The organism is Longibacter sp., assembly GCF_051155795.1.
Classification (GTDB): Bacteria; Bacteroidota; Rhodothermia; order Rhodothermales; family Salinibacteraceae; genus Longibacter.
In genome coordinates, this window is record NZ_DAXETW010000010.1 from 1 (window position 1) to 18,736 (window position 18,736).

Genomic DNA, 18,736 nt, shown 5'->3' on the forward strand with positions numbered 1-18,736 from the left:
CCTGAAGCGCTTCGATTTGTTGATCAAACAGCCGGTGGGTCATCAGGTAGCCGTGGCCGAAGACAATCGTCTCGTCCCCTTCGCCGACATCGCGGACGAAGTACTCGCAGCCGTTAACCTTCACGTGTGGCATGAGGGATTGTGGATTGTGAATAGTGGATCGCGAAATTCGCTTGTGCGGTCGTGTCCAGGTTAGAATCCAACCAACTTCTCACGACGCGCAACACATCTGTAAACCTCCGATTTCCGGACCGTCCTATAGTTTGATCCCGTACTGCTTGAAGATGCGCCGTGCGACGACCGACTTGTGGACCTCACTCGGTCCGTCGTAAATAGACGCGCCGCGCTCGTGGCGGTACCAGAAGCTGAGGAGCGTGTCGTCGGTAACACCGAGAGCGCCGTGCACCTGGATGGCGTGGTCAAGCACGTCGTGCAGCGTCTCGGCAACGAAAAACTTGATTGTGGAAATGTCGACCCGTGCAGCACGAGCGCCCTCCTCGTCGATTGTTTTCGCCGCATCCAGCACCATCAGCCGAGCGGCGTCCATGCGAGCACGCGACTCGGCGACCCAGTTCTGGATGGTCTGCTTCGATGCCAGCGGCGTGCCGGGCGATAGTTCACGGGTGGCCGCGCGTTCGCACATCATGTCGAAGGCACGCTCGCAGATGCCAATCCATCGCATGCAATGGTGGATGCGACCGGGACCGAGGCGTTCCTGGGCGATGCCAAACCCGTGCTGGGCCGGGCCGAGCAGGTGGTCGACCGGCACGGTGACGTCGCGGAATTTGAGTTCGGAGTGCGATAGCCATCCCTCGCCTTCTTCTCCCATGATCGGGATGCGACGCACGTGCTCGAGGCCGTCGCTATCCATGGGGACGATCAACATGCTCGCCCGCTGGTACGGGTTGTCTTCTTCAGGGTGTGTGACGGCCATGACGATCGTGAAGGCGGCGCCGTCCGCTCCGGTTGTAAACCACTTGTGCCCGTTCAAGACGAACGCGTCGCCGTCGTCCGTCGAGATGCGTTCGGCCGTCGTCGAAAGCTGCTTCGGGTTGGAGCCGGCATTTTCGGGCTCCGTCATCGCAAAACAGCTCCGCACCTCGCCATCAAGCAGCGGGTCGAGATATCGGGAACGCTGCATGTCTGACGCGTGGTCGGCCAGAATCTCCATGTTGCCCGCATCCGGCGCCTGGCAGTTGAAGGCGAGGTGGCCGAGCGGGGACCGGCCGAGCACCTCGCTCAACCGGCCGAAATCATGGAGCGACAGGCCCATGCCTCCGTGCGCCTCGTCCATCTGCGGGCACCACCAGCCGTTGGCTCGTACCTCCTCCTGGGCCTCCTGAAGGGCGTCCGTGACCGCCGGCAGCCCGTCCTCGCGAAACGTATCCTCGAGGGGGAGGAGCACGTTGTCGACAAATGCGCGGATGTCGGAGAGGAGCGTTTCCATGTTCGTGGCGGGTGTCGTCGGCATGATCGCTTCCGGTCGGCAGTTCGCGGGGGCGGACGTTAGGAAATGGTCGTGGGTCAGCCGAGCATGCCTGAACCGACCAAAAGGCCACCGTCTGCACGAAAGGTAGACCCGGTGACGAAGTCCGAGGCCGACGAGCCGAGGTAAAGAGCCATGCCCGCGAGTTCGTCCGGCTCAGCCATCCGGTGCTGCGGGGTCGACTTCAGTACGGAATCGCTGAGGTCGTCATTCGCCCAGATCGCTTTGCTGAACTTCGTCTTGATGAAGCCCGGGACGATGGCGTTTACCTGCACGTTCATGCCGGCTAGCTCCGCCGCCAGGGTTTTCGTGAGCATCAGTACCCCGGCCTTGGTGACGCCGTACACGCCCATGCCGGCCATCGGCTGTTCGCCGGCGACGGAGGCGATGTTGATCACCTTGCCTCCTCCCCGCGCCTTCATCCGCGGTGCGCAGGCCTTAACCATGCGCCAGTACCCCTTCACGTTCACGTCGAACGTTTTGTCCCAGTGGCTGTCCTCGGCGGTCAGAAGCGGCCCGAAGTGCGGATTCGTCGCCGCGTTATTGATCAGCACATCCACACCGCCGAAGGCATCGTCGACCGTAGAAAGCAGCTCCTCGATGGCTGCGGTTTCCCCGACGTGAGCTGCCACGGGCAACGCCGTGCCGCCGTCGGCCTCGATCTCCGCCGCGACCTTGTCCAGCGTATCCTGAGTTCGGCTCGTGAGAACAACCTTTGCCCCGGCATCGGCATAGGCGTCGGCCATCGCTCGGCCAATTCCACGGCTGGCGCCGGTGATGAGCACGACTTTGTCGGTAACGTCAAATCGGTCGTTCGCTTCGGGCATAAGGGGTTGGCGTTCGGGGTTCAGGGTTCAACGTTCAGGGTTCAACGTTCAGGGTTCGAGGCGAGCGTTTCGTCAACACGGGTACGTCTACCGAACGCGCTGCCTTATTCTGACGAACACGACCAGGTGGTCTCGTCTTAGCAGTGTCACACAGTCACACCTTAACACATTCACGCATTTCCGCTATTCCCCCCGGAAATCCGGGTCGCGCTTCTCGAGGAACGCGGCGAGTCCTTCGCGGTGGTCTCGGGTTTGAAGGGCGTTCATCTGGAGTTCGGACTCGAATTCGATCGTTTCCTTCAGGTCATGATCCTGCGCGAACTGTAGCGCTTCCTTCGTTAGTGCGAGAGCGGTGGTCGGTCGCTGCGCAAGGTGATGCGCCCATTCCTGCGTGGCACCGACGAGGTCTGCGCCGGGCACGACCCGGTTCGCCAGGCCCATATCGCGACAGCGGTCCGCGTCGATCGGCCGGGCTTCCGCGGCCAGTTCGAAGGCCCGGGTGTAGCCGATCTGGCGCACAAGGAAGTACGACGCGCCGCTGTCGGGCACGAACCCGATCTGGCTGAAGGCCATGATCATGGCGGCATCGTCCGCCATCACGATCAGGTCGCAGGCGAGGGCCAGCGCCATCCCGGCCCCGGCAGCGATCCCATTGACGCCGGCAAGAACCGGTTTCGGGCAGCCCCGGAGGGACTCGATGAGCGGGAGGTATCGCGTCGTGAGATGATCGTAGAGCTCTTCCGGCGTCGGGCTGTCCTTCAACACCGACAGGTCCGCCCCGGCACAGAATCCGTCGCCGGCGCCCGTAAGGAGGACCGCACGCACCGACTCGTCCTCGGAGACGTGGCCCAGTGCATCGCGCAGATCCCGGTCGAGCGACGGGTGTAGGGCGTTGCGCCGCTCCGGCCGGTTCATCGTCAGGGTCACGACGGCACCGTCCCGCTCAACCTGTACCGTCTCGTACGTGGGCATGTCGGTAGAATGCGCATCTGCGGTCGGCGTCTCGCTCATGGATCAACCCGGTCGGTTAACGTCGTTAAGTGGCTTTGCAACATAGGGCGATCGACTACGAAAGGCAATGTGGGAGCGTTGCGATCGAGCGGTTCCGGGCCCCGCTCCGAGAAAATGATAACGGTCGCCGTGCACGTCTCAACGGGTCGCACGAGACGAGCGAAACCCACACTCCGAGCCGACATTGAATGGCGACCGCGATGTCGATGACCCCTGACCTCTCGACGCCTGCGTCGTTCCGACCGTTGAACACCGCCCGCTTTCCGTGTGTGGGTAACAATGGACCGCAGGCTGTCGCTCTATGTCCGCATGTGACGTCCCTCTCTTTCGGTGAAAAGCCACGGCCATGAGCCTGTCCCGACGCACGATCGGTATCATCCTGATAGTCAGTCTTCTCGTGCTCGCCGCCGGCGGCGTCGCTGCATACCGCGGCTGGAGTGAAATGCAGTCCGCGCCCAGCGTCCATACGGCAGAGGTTTCCCGGCGATCGGTGACCAGCACCGTAAAGGGGTTCGGGCGGGCCCGACCGTCCGTTGAGGTGTCCATCCGCTCGGACGTGTCGGGAGAAATCACGGATGTGTACGTCCGTGAGGGGGATCGCGTGGAGATTGGCGATCCGCTCGTCCGTCTTCGCGACGATGACTACGAGGCGGCGCTCCAGCAGCAGCGGGCCGTCGTTCTCCGGGCGCGTGCTGATCAAGCCGCGGCCCGAGCAGATACCGTGCGGGCGGGGCAGAATCTACGCCGTCAGCAGCGCCTGTTCGATGCCGGCATGGTTCCCGAACGCGACCTTCAGAATGCACGGGCAAATCTCGAGCAGGCGAGGGCCCGCGTGGAAGCTGCAGAGGCAGGGATCGCGCAAGCTCGTGCTTTGCTGGACCGGGCACAGGAGCAGGCACGACAGACGCGGATTGCCGCTCCGATGGACGGCGTCGTGACGCGCCTGAACGTCGAGGTTGGCGAGCGTGTTCTCGGAACGATGCGTGTTCAGGGGACCGAGATCATGCGGATCGGCGGGCCGCAAGCAATGGAGTTCGTCGTTGCGGTACCTGAAAAGGAAATCCGACAGGTCGACCTCGGCGATCGGGCGGAGATTGTGACGGAATCGTTCGACGACCGAGTTCTGGAGGGCCGCGTGGTGGAAGTGGCAAATGCGGCCCGCATGGGGGAGGGCGCAATCGGCTCCGCATCCGAGCCGGAGTACCCGGTGCACGTCCGCGTGACGAGCCCGCATCGCCTCGCCGCCCGCAGCCAGCCGATCGACGTCGTCACGGATGACAGCAATGCCGGCCCCGGGCCGCCCGTGCTGCGGCCGGGCATGAGTGGCGAGGTCCGGATCGCAGCCGCAAGCATCGACAGCATCGTCGCAGTTCCGAGCGGGGCGGTTACTACCCGTAACGTTGCACGGCTCGATTCAGCCGCCGTCGCGAAGCACGGACGGCTGCAACGGGCCCCGAGCGGCCGCAAGGACGACCTGCGCCGGGTCGTCTTCGTCCTGGAGAACAAGACCGCCCACATGGTGGAAGTCTCCGTCGGGCTCCGATCGGAAACCGTGGCTCAGGTGAGCGGCTCGCTCGCACCCGGGGATACCGTGGTCGTCGGGCCGGAAGATGAGGTGGCACGACAGCTCGCGCCCGGCTCGACCCGATCGATCCAGACGCACACCGAAGCAGAAGCGTATTGAGCGGAAGCGCACTGAACGGGGCGATGGGATCGTCTGCGAGGAATCGGCGTGAGATACGCGCAGAGGCGATCGGATGCCGGGACGCTGTCCCCGTCCCGTGCCGGACCGCCCCCCGTTTCCTGTGATTCCATCGATCGATTGATATGCGTCCCTCTCTGTCCGCCGTCGGCCAGATTGCCGTCCGCGCGATCCTGGGCCTCGTCCTTCTCCTATCCGGCGTCGGGAAGCTCATCGATTCCTCCGGCGCCGAGTCTCTCGTCGGCGTGGTTATGGGCAGCGATTCCGTGTGGGTCGACTACGCGGCTCCTCTCGTCTTGCTGGTGTCCATCGGTGAACTTGCCCTCGTCGCCTGGCTGGCCTGGGGACGATATCTGACGTCGGCGCTGACGGCCACATTTCTGGTCTTCACCGTGTTTACAGTGGTTGTCGGATCCATCGTCGTGGGCGACCAGACGGTCGCCACCTGTGGGTGCTTCGGTGCGCTCGGCATCGACCTATCCGCCGAGGCGACACTGATCCGCAATCTCGTCCTGATCGCGGTTACCCTCGTCGGCATTCTGCTGACAGATACGCCGGATTAGGTTTCCGGCAATGATCTTCGAGACGCCCGTCCCCCACATCATCTACCAGTTAGCGAGGGAGGAGGAGAACCGTTGCAGCGATCGCTGCCAATAGGACTGACGGTTCGTAGAGAATCTGCGGCCTTCCTTGACGCCAGACGCCGAGTGGTTGCGTACCGTAGGGTTTCCCCGCGACGAATGGAGTCGATGGATCTGTTCTCACGCTTATCCAGGCCGAGAACCGTCGCAAATCGTGTGGCAACTTCGAAGCGTTGATTCCCGATCTGACGATCGAGTCCGGCACGGCAACCGGGGTTGTCGGGAATAATGGCGCGGGCAAAACGACAGTTCTCCGGCTCGTCCTCGACCTGATTGACGCCGACCCGTGCTGCGTTTCGCATAACGAGCCACGTCGCCATCGCGAACGACGATTGCCAGAGATCGCGGCTCGTCCCGACGGAAATCCGATACAAAATCTACGACACACAACACACCCAACCGTAGCGCGCTGCATCGATCGTCGGGTTCACGTCAAGCGTTCGCCGAGATGAACCGTCCATGCCATCGTTGCGCTACTGTGCCGGCCCAGGCTGCACGCTCTCCGGGGATGTAACCGCGGCGTACAGGCGGTTCACGTCTGCCTTGCCTCGAAAGGCCCGGACATAGTTATGTGACGAGTCGTAGACAATCGTATACGGCACGCTCTGAACACCGAACTGCTGGAACAGGGAGCCGCCGAAGTCGCGCAGGACGCGGATGTTCTGAAAGTCCCCGAGCCCGAACTGGTCGGCGTACGTCTGCAGATCGTTCCGTGCAAACGTCGACACCATCAGGATCGTCGCATCCTGCGGCAGCTTGCCGTGCTGGACGATTTCCGCGGTCTCCTCCTGGCAATACGGGCACGTCGGGCTGAAGAACATCAACACGACGGGTCGATCTTGCGGCACGCTCGAAAATTCAAAGGTGCCGCCGCCCGTCGTCTGCAACACGCCGGTGGGGAAGGACTGCTGCCGGGTCTGCGCCTGTTGCTCGGCCTCCGATTCGGTCAACATTCCGTAGCCGAAGTATCCGATGGCACCGAGTACCACGACGAGAAGCCCGAGGACAAGCGTACGCTTGGACATGTGCAATGCGAAAACAGGTGAAGAAGAGTAGGGATCGTTGCCTGCGCTCCGCCGGAGGAGACGGATGCCGGGTCGGTCAAAATGCACAAGCCGGGCAAAAGATGCATACGGACGGTGGGTGAGTCGTCTCGCCCCGGAGCGTCCATCCTACGGCGTGCGTGCCTGAGGATCGCGAACGGGCATCGGTCAGCCACGCCATCCGCCGCAGACGAAAACGAGAAGGTGTCGAGGCTGGTGCTGGTGTCGTACCAACCGGCAACGGTCGCGCGCCAGGTCCCCCGCGTGAACTCTTCCCCGAAGATGTTTTCTCGATGAACCGATGTGGTGCGTGCGTAGTACATCACCGTGATGCACGCTCCTTCCGCACCGGCCACCAAATCGCTCCCATTCGATCGTCCATGTCCGATCCCGCCGCTTCTGACGCGCCGTCCGTACCTCCGTCCGATGTCATGTCCGTGGAGCAGGAGGGACACGTCGCGCACGTCTGGCTGGACCGCCCCGACGCGTTGAACGCGATGGGTCCCGATTTCTTCAGTGATCTTCCGGCCATCATGGCCGCGCTCGGAGGGGCGTCATCCGTTCGCTGCATCGTGATCGGCGCTCGTGGACCGGCCTTTTCGGCCGGCCTCGATCTCAAAACCATGGGCATGGACGTCCTGCAGCCGGACACGGACGCCTCTCCCGTTCGGAATCGCCAGTCGCTTCTCAAGAAGATCCGGTACATGCAAGAGGCGATGACCGCTGTGGATGCGTGCCTGAAACCGGTTATTGCCGCTATCCACGGCGCATGCATCGGCGGCGGGGTCGACCTGGCCACGGCGTGCGACGTTCGTCTCGCGGCGTCGGACGCCGTGTTCTCCGTTCGGGAAACAAGACTGGCCATGGTCGCCGATCTTGGCACGCTGCAGCGGCTTCCGCGCATCCTTTCCGAAAGTCACGTTGCGGAACTCGTTTACACGGGGAAAGATGTGCCGGCCGTCCGTGCCGAAGAGATCGGACTGGTCAACGACGTCCACGACGGCGTCGATGCCCTGCACGCCGCGGCGCGGGCGATGGCGGAAGAGATCGCCGCAAACTCACCGCTCGCGGTTCAGGGGGCGAAGTCCGTCTTACGCGCCGGTCGGTCACAGACCGTCGAGGAAGGCCTGGAACACGTAGCCCTGTGGAACGCTGCGTTTCTTCAGTCGGAGGACCTGGCGGAGGCCGTCACGGCGTTCATGCAGAAGCGCGATCCCGATTTCACCGGTCGGTGATGACGGGGCGTACGGGCGATCGAAGCCCTGCCGGCTTATCTGAATCTGTACGGTGATGGAAAAGCCGTCAAGACGGTTTGAGGCGTTACTGAAACGTTAACGCGTTCATTGCGCTTGCTCGCTGCAGCCCCTACCGTGATTCTGCAAGTCCCGATACTTCATCCAATGAACCGTCTGGATTCGCGTCGAGGCGGAGCATCGGATCCCTCACTCTCAGCATCGCCACGGCCTTTTCCTGTATGAGCTTCGATCCTTTCTACGTGGCGGGCCTCGTCCTGCTCGGCCTGTTTGCCGTTCTTGCGATCCGAACTGCCATGTTTCGGACGCGTCAGATTCAGGTTGGCGCGATCGACGTGCCGGCGCTGGACCCGGACGCACCGAAGCGCCTCTCGCGGGCCCTGCAGTTCCGTACAGTCACGCATCGCGACCCGTCGCAATTGGACGAGGAGGCATACCAGGATTATCGAACGTACCTGCGGTCCGCGTTCCCGCATGTCCACGACGCGATGGACCGGACGGTCATCAACGAGCACAGCCTTCTCTACTGCTGGGAGGGCAGCGATCCAGCGGCCGATCCGGTCGTGTTGGCAGCGCATTACGACGTTGTACCGGTAGACGCTCCCGACCAGTGGGATCACGGACCGTTTGACGGTGCGATCGAAGACGACTATGTATACGGGAGAGGCGCGCTTGACGACAAGGCCTCGGCGGTAGCGCTTTTTGAGTCGATGGAAACGCTGATTCGGACCGGGTACACGCCGCGGCGTACGGTCTATCTGGCGATCGGTCATGACGAAGAGGTGGGCGGAGATAATGGGGCGAAGGCGATCGCCGAGCATTTGCGCGAGGCAGGCGTCTCGCCCTCGGTCGTGATCGACGAGGGGGGCGCCATCACTGTGGGGGCGGTACCCGACGTGTCGGACCCGGTTGCCCTTGTCGGCGTCGCCGAGAAAGGGTATCTGAGCGTCGAGATCCGGGCGGACGGTATGGGCGGCCATTCGTCCATCCCACCCGAGCAGACCAGTATCGACGTGGTCACGACGGCGGTGCAGCGGCTCCGCGACAATCCGCTCCGCGCCAGTCTGTCCGGCGTCACCGGTCAGACCCTTCAGTTCATCGCCCCGGAAATGGGGCCGGCCGGCAAAACGGCGTTTGCCAACCTGTGGCTTCTGAGAGGCGTGATCACGTGGGCGCTCACCAAAGATCCCACGACGGACGCCGCCATCCGGACCACTACGGCCCCCACGATTCTGGACGCCGGAGTGAAGGACAACGTCGTGCCCTCAACCGCTCGGGCCGTCGTCAACTTTCGGATTCGCCCGAGTGAAAGTGTCCAGGACGTCATGGACCACGTCCGATCGCGGCTCGACGGGCTACCCGTCACGCTTCATCCGCAACAACAGGGGGAGCCGACGCGCGTCTCGCCCATGGACGACGAGTGGTTTGACCTCGTCCAGCGCACGATTCGGGAGATTGCCGATGACGTCGTTGTCGCGCCCTTCCTTGTGCCGGGTACGACGGACAGCCGGCATTACGCGTCCATCTCTGAGCATGTTTATCGCTTCGCACCGTTTCGTCTGACGCAGGACGACAAGCACCGAATCCACGGCATTAACGAACGCATCGCGGTGTCCTGCTACGAACGCATGATCACGTACTACATGCAGATCGTACGCAATGCAGATGCGCTCGGCGTCGACCTCGGTTCTGACGGAGCGGTGTCCCGTATTCCGGCAGCGCCGGAGGCATCGACGGTCGAAGGGGAGTAGGGCGACCCGGGTTGCGTCCACGCACCACGCTTCACGGACCGATTCGGTTCGTCGCTGGCCGTGGGCGCCCCGTGAAGCATTTGCGAAGGGGGCGCCAAGGTTGTATGATGGAAGTGCCCTGATGCGGGGCATTCACCCGCTTCTGGCACCCGGCATGGAACCGCTTCCGGACCGGGGGCCCGTCCTTCAATCGAGATGCCTTCGCCAATGCCATACTCCAGTCCCTATCCCGACGTCGAAATCCCCGATGTGTCGCTTCCCGAGTACGTCATGGCCGGGTTTCACGATCGGCGCGACGAACCGGCTATGATCGACGGGCCGACGGGGCGCACCCTCACCTTCGGCGAACTGGCCGGCGGGATCCACGCGTTCGCGGCCGGACTCGCACAACGCGGATTCGGGCAAGGCGATGTGTTCGCCATCTACATGCCCAACGTGCCGGAGTACGCCATCGCCTTCTTCGGCGTCTCCCGGGCGGGCGGCGTCGTCACGACGCTTAACCCGCTCTACACGGCGGACGAGGCCCAGCACCAGCTCGAAGACGCCGGGGCGCGGTTTCTGTTGACTGTGCCCACGTTTCTGGAGAAAGCACAGGAAGCCGCCGCGGCCAGCGGTATCGAGGAGGTCTTCGTTCTGGGGGAGGCGGAAGGGGCGACGCCGTTTTCCGCGCTCATGCTCCAGGACCGGGACGTTCCCAAGATTGATATCGATCCGGCGGACGATCTGGCCGCGCTGCCGTACTCGAGCGGCACCACCGGTCTGCCCAAGGGCGTCATGCTGACGCACCGCAACCTCGTCGCCAACGTATGCCAGTGCGTACCGATTGAGGGAATCCAGTCGGGCGAGACGACGGTCGGGATTCTGCCCTTTTACCACATCTACGGCATGACGGTGATCCTGAGCATGGCGCTCCGGCAGGGAGCAGCCGTGGTCACGATGCCCAAATTCGAAATGGAGGCGTTCTGTGGTCTGGTGGAGAAACACCGGATCAAGAGCGCCTACCTGGTCCCGCCGATTATCCTGGGTCTTGCCAAACAGCCGGTGGTCGACAACTTCGACCTGTCGAGCCTCGACTTCATCACCAGTGGCGCGGCGCCGCTGCCGGTATCCGTGGCGGAGACCTGTGCGGAGCGCCTTGGCTGCATGGTCAAGCAGGGGTACGGCATGACGGAGACGAGCCCCGTGACGCACCTCGTCCCGCGCGACGCACCTGAAACCCCGATCGACTCCGTCGGGCGCGTGGTGCCGAATACGGAGTTTCGCGTCGTCGACGTGGGTGGTCAGACCGACGTCGAGCCGGGAGACAAAGGAGAGCTATGGGTCCGCGGCCCGCAGGTGATGAAGGGGTACCTGAACAACCGGGCGGCAACGGACGACACGATCGACGCGGATGGGTGGCTCCACACCGGCGATGTGGCTGTCGTGGACGACGACGAGTACGTCTACATTGTCGACCGCGTGAAAGAGCTGATCAAGTACAAGGGCTACCAGGTGGCGCCGGCAGAGCTGGAAGAAATCCTGCAGTCCCACGACGATATCGCGGATGCGGCCGTCATTCCGAGTCCCGACGAGGAGGCCGGTGAGGTGCCCAAGGCATTCGTTGTTCGAAAGCAGCACGCCCGCGACCTGACGCCCGACGCTATCATGAAGTTTGTGGCTAAACAGGTAGCTCCGTACAAGAAGGTTCGGCGCGTTGAGTTCGTCGATGAGATTCCGAAGACGGCGTCCGGCAAGATCCTTCGCCGCGACCTGGTGAAGCAGGAACGCAAGCAGACGAGTGCCTGACCCGGACCGGTCGTTCCGCCCCGAAAAGAGGCCGTCCACAGGGTGGGGCGCTCCGGCACGTTGATGCGGGTCGTTGATGGCACCGGCGCTTGTGATGATTCCGCGACATAGAAACCTGCGGTGGATCGGGCGATTGGCACTCGCACGACCTCTGCCCCGGACCGCCCGGTCCACCCCTTCCTCAAGAACATAGAAAGCTAAATGGCCGCCTTCTCGAATCTGGACGAACTAATGCAGTTGTACCCGAATGCTTTTAATCCACAGGCGGCCAAGGGAATGGATGGCGTCGTACAGCTTGATATCTCCGGCGAGAAAGGTGGCACCTACTTTCTGGAAATCAGCGACCAGTCACTGAGCATCCACGAAGGGACGCACGAGGATCCGTCCGTCACTATTTCGACGACCGATGAACACTGGCTGGACATTCACCGGGGCGACGCCAATCCGATGTCGCTCATGATGCGCGGGGAACTGTCGATCTCCGGTTCAATGTCGATGGCAACCAAGTTTCAGGATATGTTCGACGTGTAAATAACGCCGGGGAGCCGCTTCCGACGGTAGGTGTGTCTCACGAGGATCTCTCGGCGAACGCTTTCGCTTCCCGCTCGCGCTTGACGAGACCGCGCACGTAGTGTCCCGGGAAAAGCCGTTTCCAGTACCAGATTACACGCGACATCCATGACGGGTAGATGACGTGAATGTCCTTCGAGGCTGCTGCGTCGAGTGCGTGCCGGGCGACCTCATCCGCCGAGAGATTGGATTTTTCCATTAGCGCCTGGGTCATCGACCGGGCTGATTCCGGCCCCACGAGATCACGATCGATGTTCGTTCGGAAAAATGACGGCATCACTACGGATACGTGGATCCCGTCGTCGCTTAGTTCGGCGTACAACGTTTCCGAGAGCGCCCGCACACCTGCTTTCGTGACGTTGTAGATCGACATTCTCGGGCCAGCTGCGACGGCTGCGATGCTGGCCACGTTCATGAGGTGTCCGCCCCCTCCGTTTTTCAGGTGCGGGATGAATGTCTGGCAACCGTTCACGACGCCGAGAAGATTGACGTCGATAACCGAGCGCCATTGCTCTGCAGTCGTTTCCTCGAAGGGCCCGCCGGCTCCGAGTCCGGCATTGTTGATGACAAGGTCGATTCCGCCGGTTGCCTCGACGAAGTTGCCCGCGCTTTGCGAAAAAGCGTCGGCGTCGGTCACGTCGAGCTGTACGATGCGGGGCACGCCACCCAGGTCGCGGATCTCGGTCGCTGCCTCGTCCAGCCGGTCTACGGCGACATCCGCCATTCCGATCGTCCAGCCGTCGCGCGCAAGATGCCGGCAGAAGGCAAGACCAAGACCCGAAGCGGCTCCGGTGATAAAGGCGCGCTGAGCCGTTGACTCATCCGTGAGCGATAGAGGCATAAGGGCATGAAGAGGCAATGGGCACGAAGAAGATAGGCACACGGTCGCACGCGCACCGGCATGTATGATCCTGCGCGCGGTCCTGTGCGCGGGGAACCGGTGTCTTCGGAAAGGTCGGTAGCGGGGAGGGGAAATGCGAACGTGCAGGAGCCTGACCCTTCACGATGCGTAGGGGACAGGTCCGATCCACCCTCCCCGACAGGTTTCGTTTTTTAAAGACCATCCAGGGCAATATGTCACTACTTATTTACGGCGCATACGGCTACACTGGTCAGCTTATCACGGAACAGGCCGTCGACCAGGGCCTTGCGCCCGTAGTCGCCGGGCGGGATGCAGAGAAGGTACATGCGATCGCGGAGCGCTACGACCTCGAAGGCCGCGTGTTTGGCCTGGACACGCCCGCCAGGATACGCGATGGCCTGGACGGAATCGACGTGGTGCTACACTGCGCCGGCCCGTTCATTCACACGTCCACACCCATGTTGCAGGCGTGCATCGATACCGGAGCGCACTACCTGGACATCACGGGTGAGATCGATGTGTTCGAAGCGGCAGCTCGTCGCCATGCGGAGGCCGCGTCGGCCGCGATCATGGTCTGTCCCGGGGTGGGCTTCGATGTCGTACCAACCGACTGCGTCGCGAAGCACCTATCGGAGGCGTTGCCGGATGCGACGACGCTCGAGATCGCGTTCATGGGGCTCGGTCAGGTCTCGCGCGGCACGGCACTGACGGCGGTCTCGAATCTCGGCGAGGGCGGTAAGGTGCGCCGCGACGGGCAGATCGTCACGGTACCGCCGGCGTGGTCGACCCGTGAGGTGGACTTCGGCCGTGGATCGAAAACCGTGGTCTCGATTCCGTGGGGCGATGTGTCCACCGGCTACCACTCCACCGGCATTCCGAATATTACAGCCTACACGTATCTGCCGGAGCGTGCCATCACGCTGCTACGCCTGAGCCGATACGTGTCTTGGCTGCTCCAGTGGGAGCCCGTCAAGAAGCTACTCGGGGCGCTGGTCCGTATGCAGCCCGCCGGCCCGGATGAGAAGCAGCGCGAAGAGGGCGTTACTCTCGTGTGGGGACGTGCCACGAACGACGCCGGCGACGAGGTAAGCGCCCGGTTGACGGGACCGGAGGGATACACGTTCACGGCACGGACCGCCGTCGCCGCGGCGCAGCATGTGCTGGACGGGGGAGCCACGCCGGGCTTTCAGACGCCGTCGACCGCCTTCGGAGCCCATTTCGTTCGCCATTTCGAGGGCGTGGACATGGTGGACGTCCCGGTTCGGTCGTAGAGCGGAGCCGAGCACGCCGTTCTGCGCCGGTGCAGTCACGAAAATGTTAGGTCTGACACGCGCCGGACGGTCGACATCAACAGCACTTTCTCGTATCCTTCGGTCAAGCTGGCTGAACCGCATCGCAAACCGACCGGGCGCCTCCGGCTATTCGAGTGATGCGGAGCCCTCCATAGACCCTTTCCGACTGTCTCCATACACCGTACACACATGAATCGGATTGACGAGACGACCTGGTACGTGGATACCGAGTATCTCGGCCATCAACAACTGATCGCGACGGCCGGGTTGAATACAGACGACGGCGTCCTCCTCGTCGATCCGGGGCCGACCACCGCCTTAAAGACACTTTCGGATAAACTCGAGGAGGCGGGTTTCGGGTGGGACGATGTGACCGGTATCCTGCTGACGCACATCCACCTGGACCATGCGGGGGCAACCGGTACGATCGTGCAGCATCATGCCCCGGATGCTGACGTATATGTGCATGAGCGCGGTGCCCCTCACATGGTTCGTCCGGGCCGGCTTCTATCCAGCGCGCGCCGCATCTACGGCGATGACATGGACCGGTTGTGGGGAGAGTTCGAGGCGGTGCCGGACGGCAACGTTAAGGTGCTGGAGGGCGGGGAATCGCTCAACGTCGGGGGCCGACGCATCGACGTCGAGTATACGCCGGGACACGCACAGCATCACGTCAGCTACTTCGATGCGTCCAGCGGCACCGCCTTCATTGGCGATGTGGCGGGTATGCGCGTTCATGGATCCGACTACATCGTTCCGGTGATGCCGCCTCCGGACGTGGACCTGGCGGGATGGGCCACAAGTCTGGAGAAAATACTGGCTCGGGATCCGGAGCGGATCTTCCTCACGCATTTCGGCCCTGCATCAGACGTCAACCGCCACCTGAGCGTGCTCTCCGAGCGGATCGATGCATTCGCGGAGACGGTCCGTCACACGCTGGACGCCGGCGAGCAACAGGACGACGCAGAACTTGCTGCTCGCTTTGCAGACGAGGAGAACGCACGGATGCGGTCCCGAGCCGACGAGCGGTACTGGGAGGCATACGAGCGCTTCGGTCAGCCCCGCGACTCGTGGCACGGCCTGGCGCGGTACTGGCGCAAGCACGCGCTCTCGGGTAACGGTTGACCGTCGCACCAATTCTATTTCGATCCCACCCGTTCTGCCGCACGCTTTCTTCGCTTATCCGACTCTCTCTAACGACGAGCCCCCTTCGACCTCATGGCGACGACGTACAAGAAGCTGATCGCAACAAAACTGACGACCGACTTCCGCGACGCGGCGGAGCTCGTGGAGGAGACGATCCCCGAGCTGAAGCCGCACGAGGTCCTGATCCGGAACGTCTACGCCGGGATCAACGCGACCGACGTGAACATCACGGCGGGCCGCTACCAGCCCGGCGCGAAGCCGCCGATCGAGCTTGGTGCCGAAGCCGCCGGGATCGTGGAAGAGGTCGGCTCCGAAGTCCGGCACCTGGCACCGGGTGACGCGGTGGTGACGAGCACCCTCGGCGGGGGCTACCGCGAGTACAACGTGGTGCGGGCCAGTAACGCACTGCCGGTGGATGAGCCGTCGCCCGAGGCGCTCAGTATCATGGTCAGCGGGCTCACGGCGTCTATCGCACTCGAAGAGGTGGGCGACATGTCCAGCGGCGAGACGGTTCTGGTCACGGCGGCGGCCGGGGGCACGGGCCAGTACGCAGTGCAACTCGCAAAACGAGCCGGCAACCATGTGATCGGGACGTGCGGGAGCGAGCGAAAGATGGAATTGCTCGACAAGCTGGGGTGCGATCACCCGATCAATTACAACGAAGAGGACGTGGGCGACGTCCTGCAGAGGGAGTATCCGAGCGGTGTCAACCTCGTGTATGAGGGCGTCGGGGGCGAACTGTTCGACACCTGCGTCGATGCGCTGGCACGGTACGGGCGTCTTCTCAGCATCGGGTACGTGAGCGAATACAAGACCGGCGCGGAGAAGGTGTCGTCCGAACGGATCTACACCAAGCTTCTGCCGAAAAGCGCGTCCATCCGCGGGTTCTTCCTCCCGCACTATGCGGAGTCGTTCGCCGAGCACATGACGCGACTCATGAAGCTCGTTCAGAGCGGTGCGCTGCACGTCTCCATCGACGAAACGGTCTTCGAGGGCATCGATGCCATTCCGGATGCGGTCGAATACCTGCACACGGGGGAAAGCCGCGGCAAGGTCGTCGTCAAGCTCTGATTCTCCGGGAGACCGGTGCATACGTCATGCCCCAGCCTGTGGAAAACCGCCGGAATGTCTTCATCGGTGTAGCGGGTCGAAAACGGGTGGTGTTCGTCAACGCCCCGGCCGTTCAGGGACCGGCCTGCGACCGTTCAGGGACCGGTTTGTGAGTGGAGAAATGTTCACGTCTCGTGCATGCGGGGCCACGAGGTTGTAACCGGCTCTCCGGTGGAAAACAAACGGTGCTTGCTGCCGTATCGACACCGGATTTTGTAGGAGGTTGTCTGATGAAACGCAGCAATACCGGGCCGTTCGTGGCAGGAAGCGCGGCTGCGGCCGGCCGGCAGCCTCGCACGGTTCTACAATCCGACGTTCGGACCTTCCAACCGAAAACGAGGAACCAGATTTATGGCTTTCACTCTTCCCGATCTCCCGTACGATTACGATGCGCTCGAGCCGCATATCGACGAGCGCACGATGCGGATTCACCATACGAAGCATCACCAGGGCTACACCGACAAGCTGAATGCGGCCCTGGAAGGCTACGACGATCTGCAGAAGCACAGCATAGAAGAGCTGCTGTCGGCCGTTGACAATCTGCCGGCGGACGTTCAAACGGCGGTGCGCAACAACGGAGGCGGATTCTACAATCATCGTCTCTTCTGGACCATCATGTCCCCGGACGGAGGCGGTGAGCCGACGGGTACCCTCGCGGATGCCATCGACGATCAGTTCGGTTCGTTCGATTCCTTCAAAGAGGAATTCGGCAACACGGCCGGCGGACAATTCGGAAGCGGCTGGGGCTGGCTGGTAGCAGATGCTGACGGCAACCTTACAGTACTCAGCACGCCGAACCAGGACAATCCGCTCATGGAGGGACACCAGCCCATCATAGGACTGGATGTCTGGGAGCACGCGTACTACCTAAATTACCAGAACGAGCGCGGCACCTACATCGACCACTTCTGGAATGTCGTGGACTGGGATGCCGTGAACGATCATTTTGAGGCGATCACATCCTGACGCCACTCGTCCGGGGCCTGTCCCGGGATAGCAAAGAGAGGAGGGCAGCGGAGCCGATTCCGCTGTCCTCTTTGTCATTCTGGACGCTGTTGCTGCAGGCTGGTTGGCCGCGGATGGCCGGGCGAGGTCGGGAATTTTCCCGATCCGGATGCATGATGCAGATGCGAAGCGTTTTGCAAAAGACGGTGAATGCCGCACGCAGTGACGCACACGTTACGTCCGAACTGGACACTTTCAGCGTGTCCACGTACCATTACAAGTCGAAAAGCTCGCTGCATGCCGTCCTGCTGACCGACCTGTGTGATCACACGGGACCCGGCAACGCGCCGGGCGCATCGACCGGCAGGGCAGCAGGTTTGCGCATTCCGTCCACCTTTCCCGGACTTACCGGCCTCGCTTCATGACGCTGATTGACCTGACGTTGATCGAGTGGGTCGTGTACATTACGCTCGCGGTACTGAGCCTGGCGATCGGCGCAGCGTTCATCCGGGTCCTTCGCGGCCCCAGCCTCCCCGATCGCGTCATAGCGCTGGACCTTGTAGCATACCTTGCGATGGGCTTTCTCGGTGCGTACGCCGTTCTTTCCGAGCAGGAGACCTACATTGATGCGGCCCTTGTCCTCGGATTGCTCGCCTTTCTTGGGACGGTCGCTGTTGCCCGATACATCGAACGCGTCGAGTCGAACGAAAGTCAGACGGAATCATGACGGAGATCATCGCCGCCCTGCTGATGCTGGTCGGTACAGGGTTTATGTCGGTGGCTGCCATTGGCCTCATCCGGCTGCCTGACCTCTACACGCGGATGCACGCCATCACGAAGGCAGGCACCCTCGGCATCGGGCTTCTCCTCGTCGGCGTTGCCGTGCATATGGGCGACATTAGCTTCACGACGCGCACGGTCGTCGTCATCCTGTTCGTTCTCCTCACCGCGCCGGTGTCCGCCCACATGATCGGTCGCGCCGGTTACCTCGGCGGCGTCTCCATGTGGCGCGGGACGGTCGTCGACCAGTGGCGCCAGACGTTCGAGGACGTCGTTGCCGAACAGGGGCGTCTCGAGATTCGAAGTTCGTCGCCGGAGTCCGACGTCCCCGTCCACCGGACCGACGCACTACACTCTGGAGATCGTCGCGCGCTCTTCTCCGACATCGATCCGTCGAAGACGTCGGCGGATGCAGCGTCGTCAGACGAGGCGCCGGATGATAACGCTCCGTCGAAGAGCGATGAAGCTGAGCCCGCATCGTAGCTGTTCCGCCCGCCCCGTCCTCCTCCGGCTGACCGAGCGATTTCGTCGA

At 62.6% G+C, this 18,736-nt stretch carries 18 protein-coding genes; 13 read left to right on the forward strand and 5 right to left on the reverse strand.

What is annotated here, in order from left to right:
* Positions 1–256: 256 nt before the first annotated feature.
* The 3 genes from ACFCU0_RS01780 to ACFCU0_RS01790 all read right to left on the reverse strand — a co-directional run bounded on the left by ACFCU0_RS01780 (position 257) and on the right by ACFCU0_RS01790 (position 3,285).
* Positions 257–1,471 (reverse strand): acyl-CoA dehydrogenase family protein, encoded by a 1,215-nt coding sequence (locus ACFCU0_RS01780; protein ID WP_434971941.1) that lies wholly within the window; start codon positions 1,469–1,471, stop codon positions 257–259.
* A 53-nt stretch (positions 1,472–1,524) separates the two neighbouring features.
* Positions 1,525–2,313, reverse strand: coding sequence for an SDR family NAD(P)-dependent oxidoreductase (locus ACFCU0_RS01785; protein ID WP_434971942.1), 789 nt, complete (start codon positions 2,311–2,313; stop codon positions 1,525–1,527).
* A 183-nt stretch (positions 2,314–2,496) separates the two neighbouring features.
* The gene (locus ACFCU0_RS01790) at positions 2,497–3,285 is read right to left on the reverse strand and encodes an enoyl-CoA hydratase/isomerase family protein (protein ID WP_434971943.1); all 789 of its coding nucleotides are present in this window, start codon (positions 3,283–3,285) and stop codon (positions 2,497–2,499) included.
* Between the two features lie 385 nt (positions 3,286–3,670).
* Here ACFCU0_RS01790 and ACFCU0_RS01795 point away from each other — a divergent pair, with 385 nt between their 5' ends.
* From ACFCU0_RS01795 to ACFCU0_RS01805, 3 genes are all read left to right on the forward strand, one after another.
* A complete protein-coding gene (locus tag ACFCU0_RS01795) occupies positions 3,671–5,008 on the forward strand; it encodes an efflux RND transporter periplasmic adaptor subunit (protein ID WP_434971944.1) in 1,338 nt (445 codons plus the stop codon).
* A gap of 143 nt (positions 5,009–5,151) precedes the next feature.
* A complete protein-coding gene (locus ACFCU0_RS01800; protein ID WP_434971945.1) occupies positions 5,152–5,589 on the forward strand; it encodes a MauE/DoxX family redox-associated membrane protein in 438 nt (145 codons plus the stop codon).
* A 251-nt stretch (positions 5,590–5,840) separates the two neighbouring features.
* Positions 5,841–6,119 (forward strand): ATP-binding cassette domain-containing protein, encoded by a 279-nt coding sequence (locus ACFCU0_RS01805; RefSeq protein WP_434971946.1) that lies wholly within the window; start codon positions 5,841–5,843, stop codon positions 6,117–6,119.
* Positions 6,120–6,140: 21 nt separating this feature from the next.
* Here the strand turns inward: ACFCU0_RS01805 and ACFCU0_RS01810 are convergent, their stop codons facing one another.
* The gene (locus ACFCU0_RS01810; protein WP_434971947.1) at positions 6,141–6,692 is read right to left on the reverse strand and encodes a peroxiredoxin family protein; all 552 of its coding nucleotides are present in this window, start codon (positions 6,690–6,692) and stop codon (positions 6,141–6,143) included.
* Positions 6,693–7,090: 398 nt separating this feature from the next.
* Here ACFCU0_RS01810 and ACFCU0_RS01815 point away from each other — a divergent pair, with 398 nt between their 5' ends.
* The 4 genes from ACFCU0_RS01815 (at position 7,091) to ACFCU0_RS01830 (ending at position 12,030) form a co-directional block, all read left to right on the forward strand.
* Positions 7,091–7,945, forward strand: coding sequence for a crotonase/enoyl-CoA hydratase family protein (locus ACFCU0_RS01815; RefSeq protein WP_434971948.1), 855 nt, complete (start codon positions 7,091–7,093; stop codon positions 7,943–7,945).
* A gap of 239 nt (positions 7,946–8,184) precedes the next feature.
* Positions 8,185–9,714, forward strand: coding sequence for a M20 family peptidase (locus ACFCU0_RS01820; protein WP_434971949.1), 1,530 nt, complete (start codon positions 8,185–8,187; stop codon positions 9,712–9,714).
* Between the two features lie 207 nt (positions 9,715–9,921).
* Positions 9,922–11,499 carry a 4-coumarate--CoA ligase family protein gene (locus tag ACFCU0_RS01825; protein ID WP_434971950.1) on the forward strand — a complete coding sequence of 526 codons (1,578 nt, stop codon included), beginning with the start codon at positions 9,922–9,924 and terminating at the stop codon, positions 11,497–11,499.
* A gap of 201 nt (positions 11,500–11,700) precedes the next feature.
* Positions 11,701–12,030 (forward strand): SCP2 sterol-binding domain-containing protein, encoded by a 330-nt coding sequence (locus ACFCU0_RS01830; protein WP_434971951.1) that lies wholly within the window; start codon positions 11,701–11,703, stop codon positions 12,028–12,030.
* A 37-nt stretch (positions 12,031–12,067) separates the two neighbouring features.
* Here the strand turns inward: ACFCU0_RS01830 and ACFCU0_RS01835 are convergent, their stop codons facing one another.
* Complete coding sequence (locus ACFCU0_RS01835; RefSeq protein ID WP_434971952.1) at positions 12,068–12,910, reverse strand: SDR family NAD(P)-dependent oxidoreductase; 843 nt, start codon at positions 12,908–12,910, stop codon at positions 12,068–12,070.
* A 233-nt stretch (positions 12,911–13,143) separates the two neighbouring features.
* Here ACFCU0_RS01835 and ACFCU0_RS01840 point away from each other — a divergent pair, with 233 nt between their 5' ends.
* The 6 genes from ACFCU0_RS01840 to mnhG all read left to right on the forward strand — a co-directional run bounded on the left by ACFCU0_RS01840 (position 13,144) and on the right by mnhG (position 18,687).
* Positions 13,144–14,202: a saccharopine dehydrogenase family protein gene (locus ACFCU0_RS01840; RefSeq protein WP_434971953.1), complete on the forward strand. Its 1,059-nt coding sequence runs from the start codon at positions 13,144–13,146 to the stop codon at positions 14,200–14,202.
* A 210-nt stretch (positions 14,203–14,412) separates the two neighbouring features.
* Positions 14,413–15,348: an MBL fold metallo-hydrolase gene (locus ACFCU0_RS01845; RefSeq protein WP_434971954.1), complete on the forward strand. Its 936-nt coding sequence runs from the start codon at positions 14,413–14,415 to the stop codon at positions 15,346–15,348.
* A gap of 93 nt (positions 15,349–15,441) precedes the next feature.
* Positions 15,442–16,440 (forward strand): zinc-binding dehydrogenase, encoded by a 999-nt coding sequence (locus tag ACFCU0_RS01850; protein WP_434971955.1) that lies wholly within the window; start codon positions 15,442–15,444, stop codon positions 16,438–16,440.
* A 390-nt stretch (positions 16,441–16,830) separates the two neighbouring features.
* Positions 16,831–17,445: a superoxide dismutase gene (locus tag ACFCU0_RS01855; RefSeq protein WP_434971956.1), complete on the forward strand. Its 615-nt coding sequence runs from the start codon at positions 16,831–16,833 to the stop codon at positions 17,443–17,445.
* Positions 17,446–17,845: 400 nt separating this feature from the next.
* The gene (locus ACFCU0_RS01860; RefSeq protein ID WP_434971957.1) at positions 17,846–18,151 is read left to right on the forward strand and encodes a monovalent cation/H+ antiporter complex subunit F; all 306 of its coding nucleotides are present in this window, start codon (positions 17,846–17,848) and stop codon (positions 18,149–18,151) included.
* Positions 18,148–18,687 (forward strand): monovalent cation/H(+) antiporter subunit G, encoded by a 540-nt coding sequence (gene mnhG, locus ACFCU0_RS01865; RefSeq protein WP_434971958.1) that lies wholly within the window; start codon positions 18,148–18,150, stop codon positions 18,685–18,687. Before ACFCU0_RS01860 ends, mnhG begins: the two co-directional genes overlap by 4 nt.
* The last annotated feature ends 49 nt before the right edge of the window (positions 18,688–18,736 follow it).

What these genes read in the sequence shown, in the direction of transcription:
- ACFCU0_RS01830 (WP_434971951.1), top strand. Translation starts at nt 11,701, where the DNA reads ATGGCCGCCTTCTCGAATCTGGACGAACTAATGCAGTTGTACCCGAAT.
- ACFCU0_RS01800 (WP_434971945.1), top strand. Translation starts at nt 5,152, where the DNA reads ATGCGTCCCTCTCTGTCCGCCGTCGGCCAGATTGCCGTCCGCGCGATC.
- ACFCU0_RS01810 (WP_434971947.1), bottom strand. Translation starts at nt 6,692, where the DNA reads ATGTCCAAGCGTACGCTTGTCCTCGGGCTTCTCGTCGTGGTACTCGGT.
- ACFCU0_RS01780 (WP_434971941.1), bottom strand. Translation starts at nt 1,471, where the DNA reads ATGCCGACGACACCCGCCACGAACATGGAAACGCTCCTCTCCGACATC.
- mnhG (WP_434971958.1), top strand. Translation starts at nt 18,148, where the DNA reads ATGACGGAGATCATCGCCGCCCTGCTGATGCTGGTCGGTACAGGGTTT.
- ACFCU0_RS01855 (WP_434971956.1), top strand. Translation starts at nt 16,831, where the DNA reads ATGGCTTTCACTCTTCCCGATCTCCCGTACGATTACGATGCGCTCGAG.
- ACFCU0_RS01820 (WP_434971949.1), top strand. Translation starts at nt 8,185, where the DNA reads ATGAGCTTCGATCCTTTCTACGTGGCGGGCCTCGTCCTGCTCGGCCTG.
- ACFCU0_RS01845 (WP_434971954.1), top strand. Translation starts at nt 14,413, where the DNA reads ATGAATCGGATTGACGAGACGACCTGGTACGTGGATACCGAGTATCTC.
- ACFCU0_RS01815 (WP_434971948.1), top strand. Translation starts at nt 7,091, where the DNA reads ATGTCCGATCCCGCCGCTTCTGACGCGCCGTCCGTACCTCCGTCCGAT.
- ACFCU0_RS01785 (WP_434971942.1), bottom strand. Translation starts at nt 2,313, where the DNA reads ATGCCCGAAGCGAACGACCGATTTGACGTTACCGACAAAGTCGTGCTC.
- ACFCU0_RS01825 (WP_434971950.1), top strand. Translation starts at nt 9,922, where the DNA reads ATGCCATACTCCAGTCCCTATCCCGACGTCGAAATCCCCGATGTGTCG.
- ACFCU0_RS01850 (WP_434971955.1), top strand. Translation starts at nt 15,442, where the DNA reads ATGGCGACGACGTACAAGAAGCTGATCGCAACAAAACTGACGACCGAC.
- ACFCU0_RS01835 (WP_434971952.1), bottom strand. Translation starts at nt 12,910, where the DNA reads ATGCCTCTATCGCTCACGGATGAGTCAACGGCTCAGCGCGCCTTTATC.
- ACFCU0_RS01790 (WP_434971943.1), bottom strand. Translation starts at nt 3,285, where the DNA reads ATGCCCACGTACGAGACGGTACAGGTTGAGCGGGACGGTGCCGTCGTG.
- ACFCU0_RS01840 (WP_434971953.1), top strand. Translation starts at nt 13,144, where the DNA reads ATGTCACTACTTATTTACGGCGCATACGGCTACACTGGTCAGCTTATC.
- ACFCU0_RS01860 (WP_434971957.1), top strand. Translation starts at nt 17,846, where the DNA reads ATGACGCTGATTGACCTGACGTTGATCGAGTGGGTCGTGTACATTACG.
- ACFCU0_RS01795 (WP_434971944.1), top strand. Translation starts at nt 3,671, where the DNA reads ATGAGCCTGTCCCGACGCACGATCGGTATCATCCTGATAGTCAGTCTT.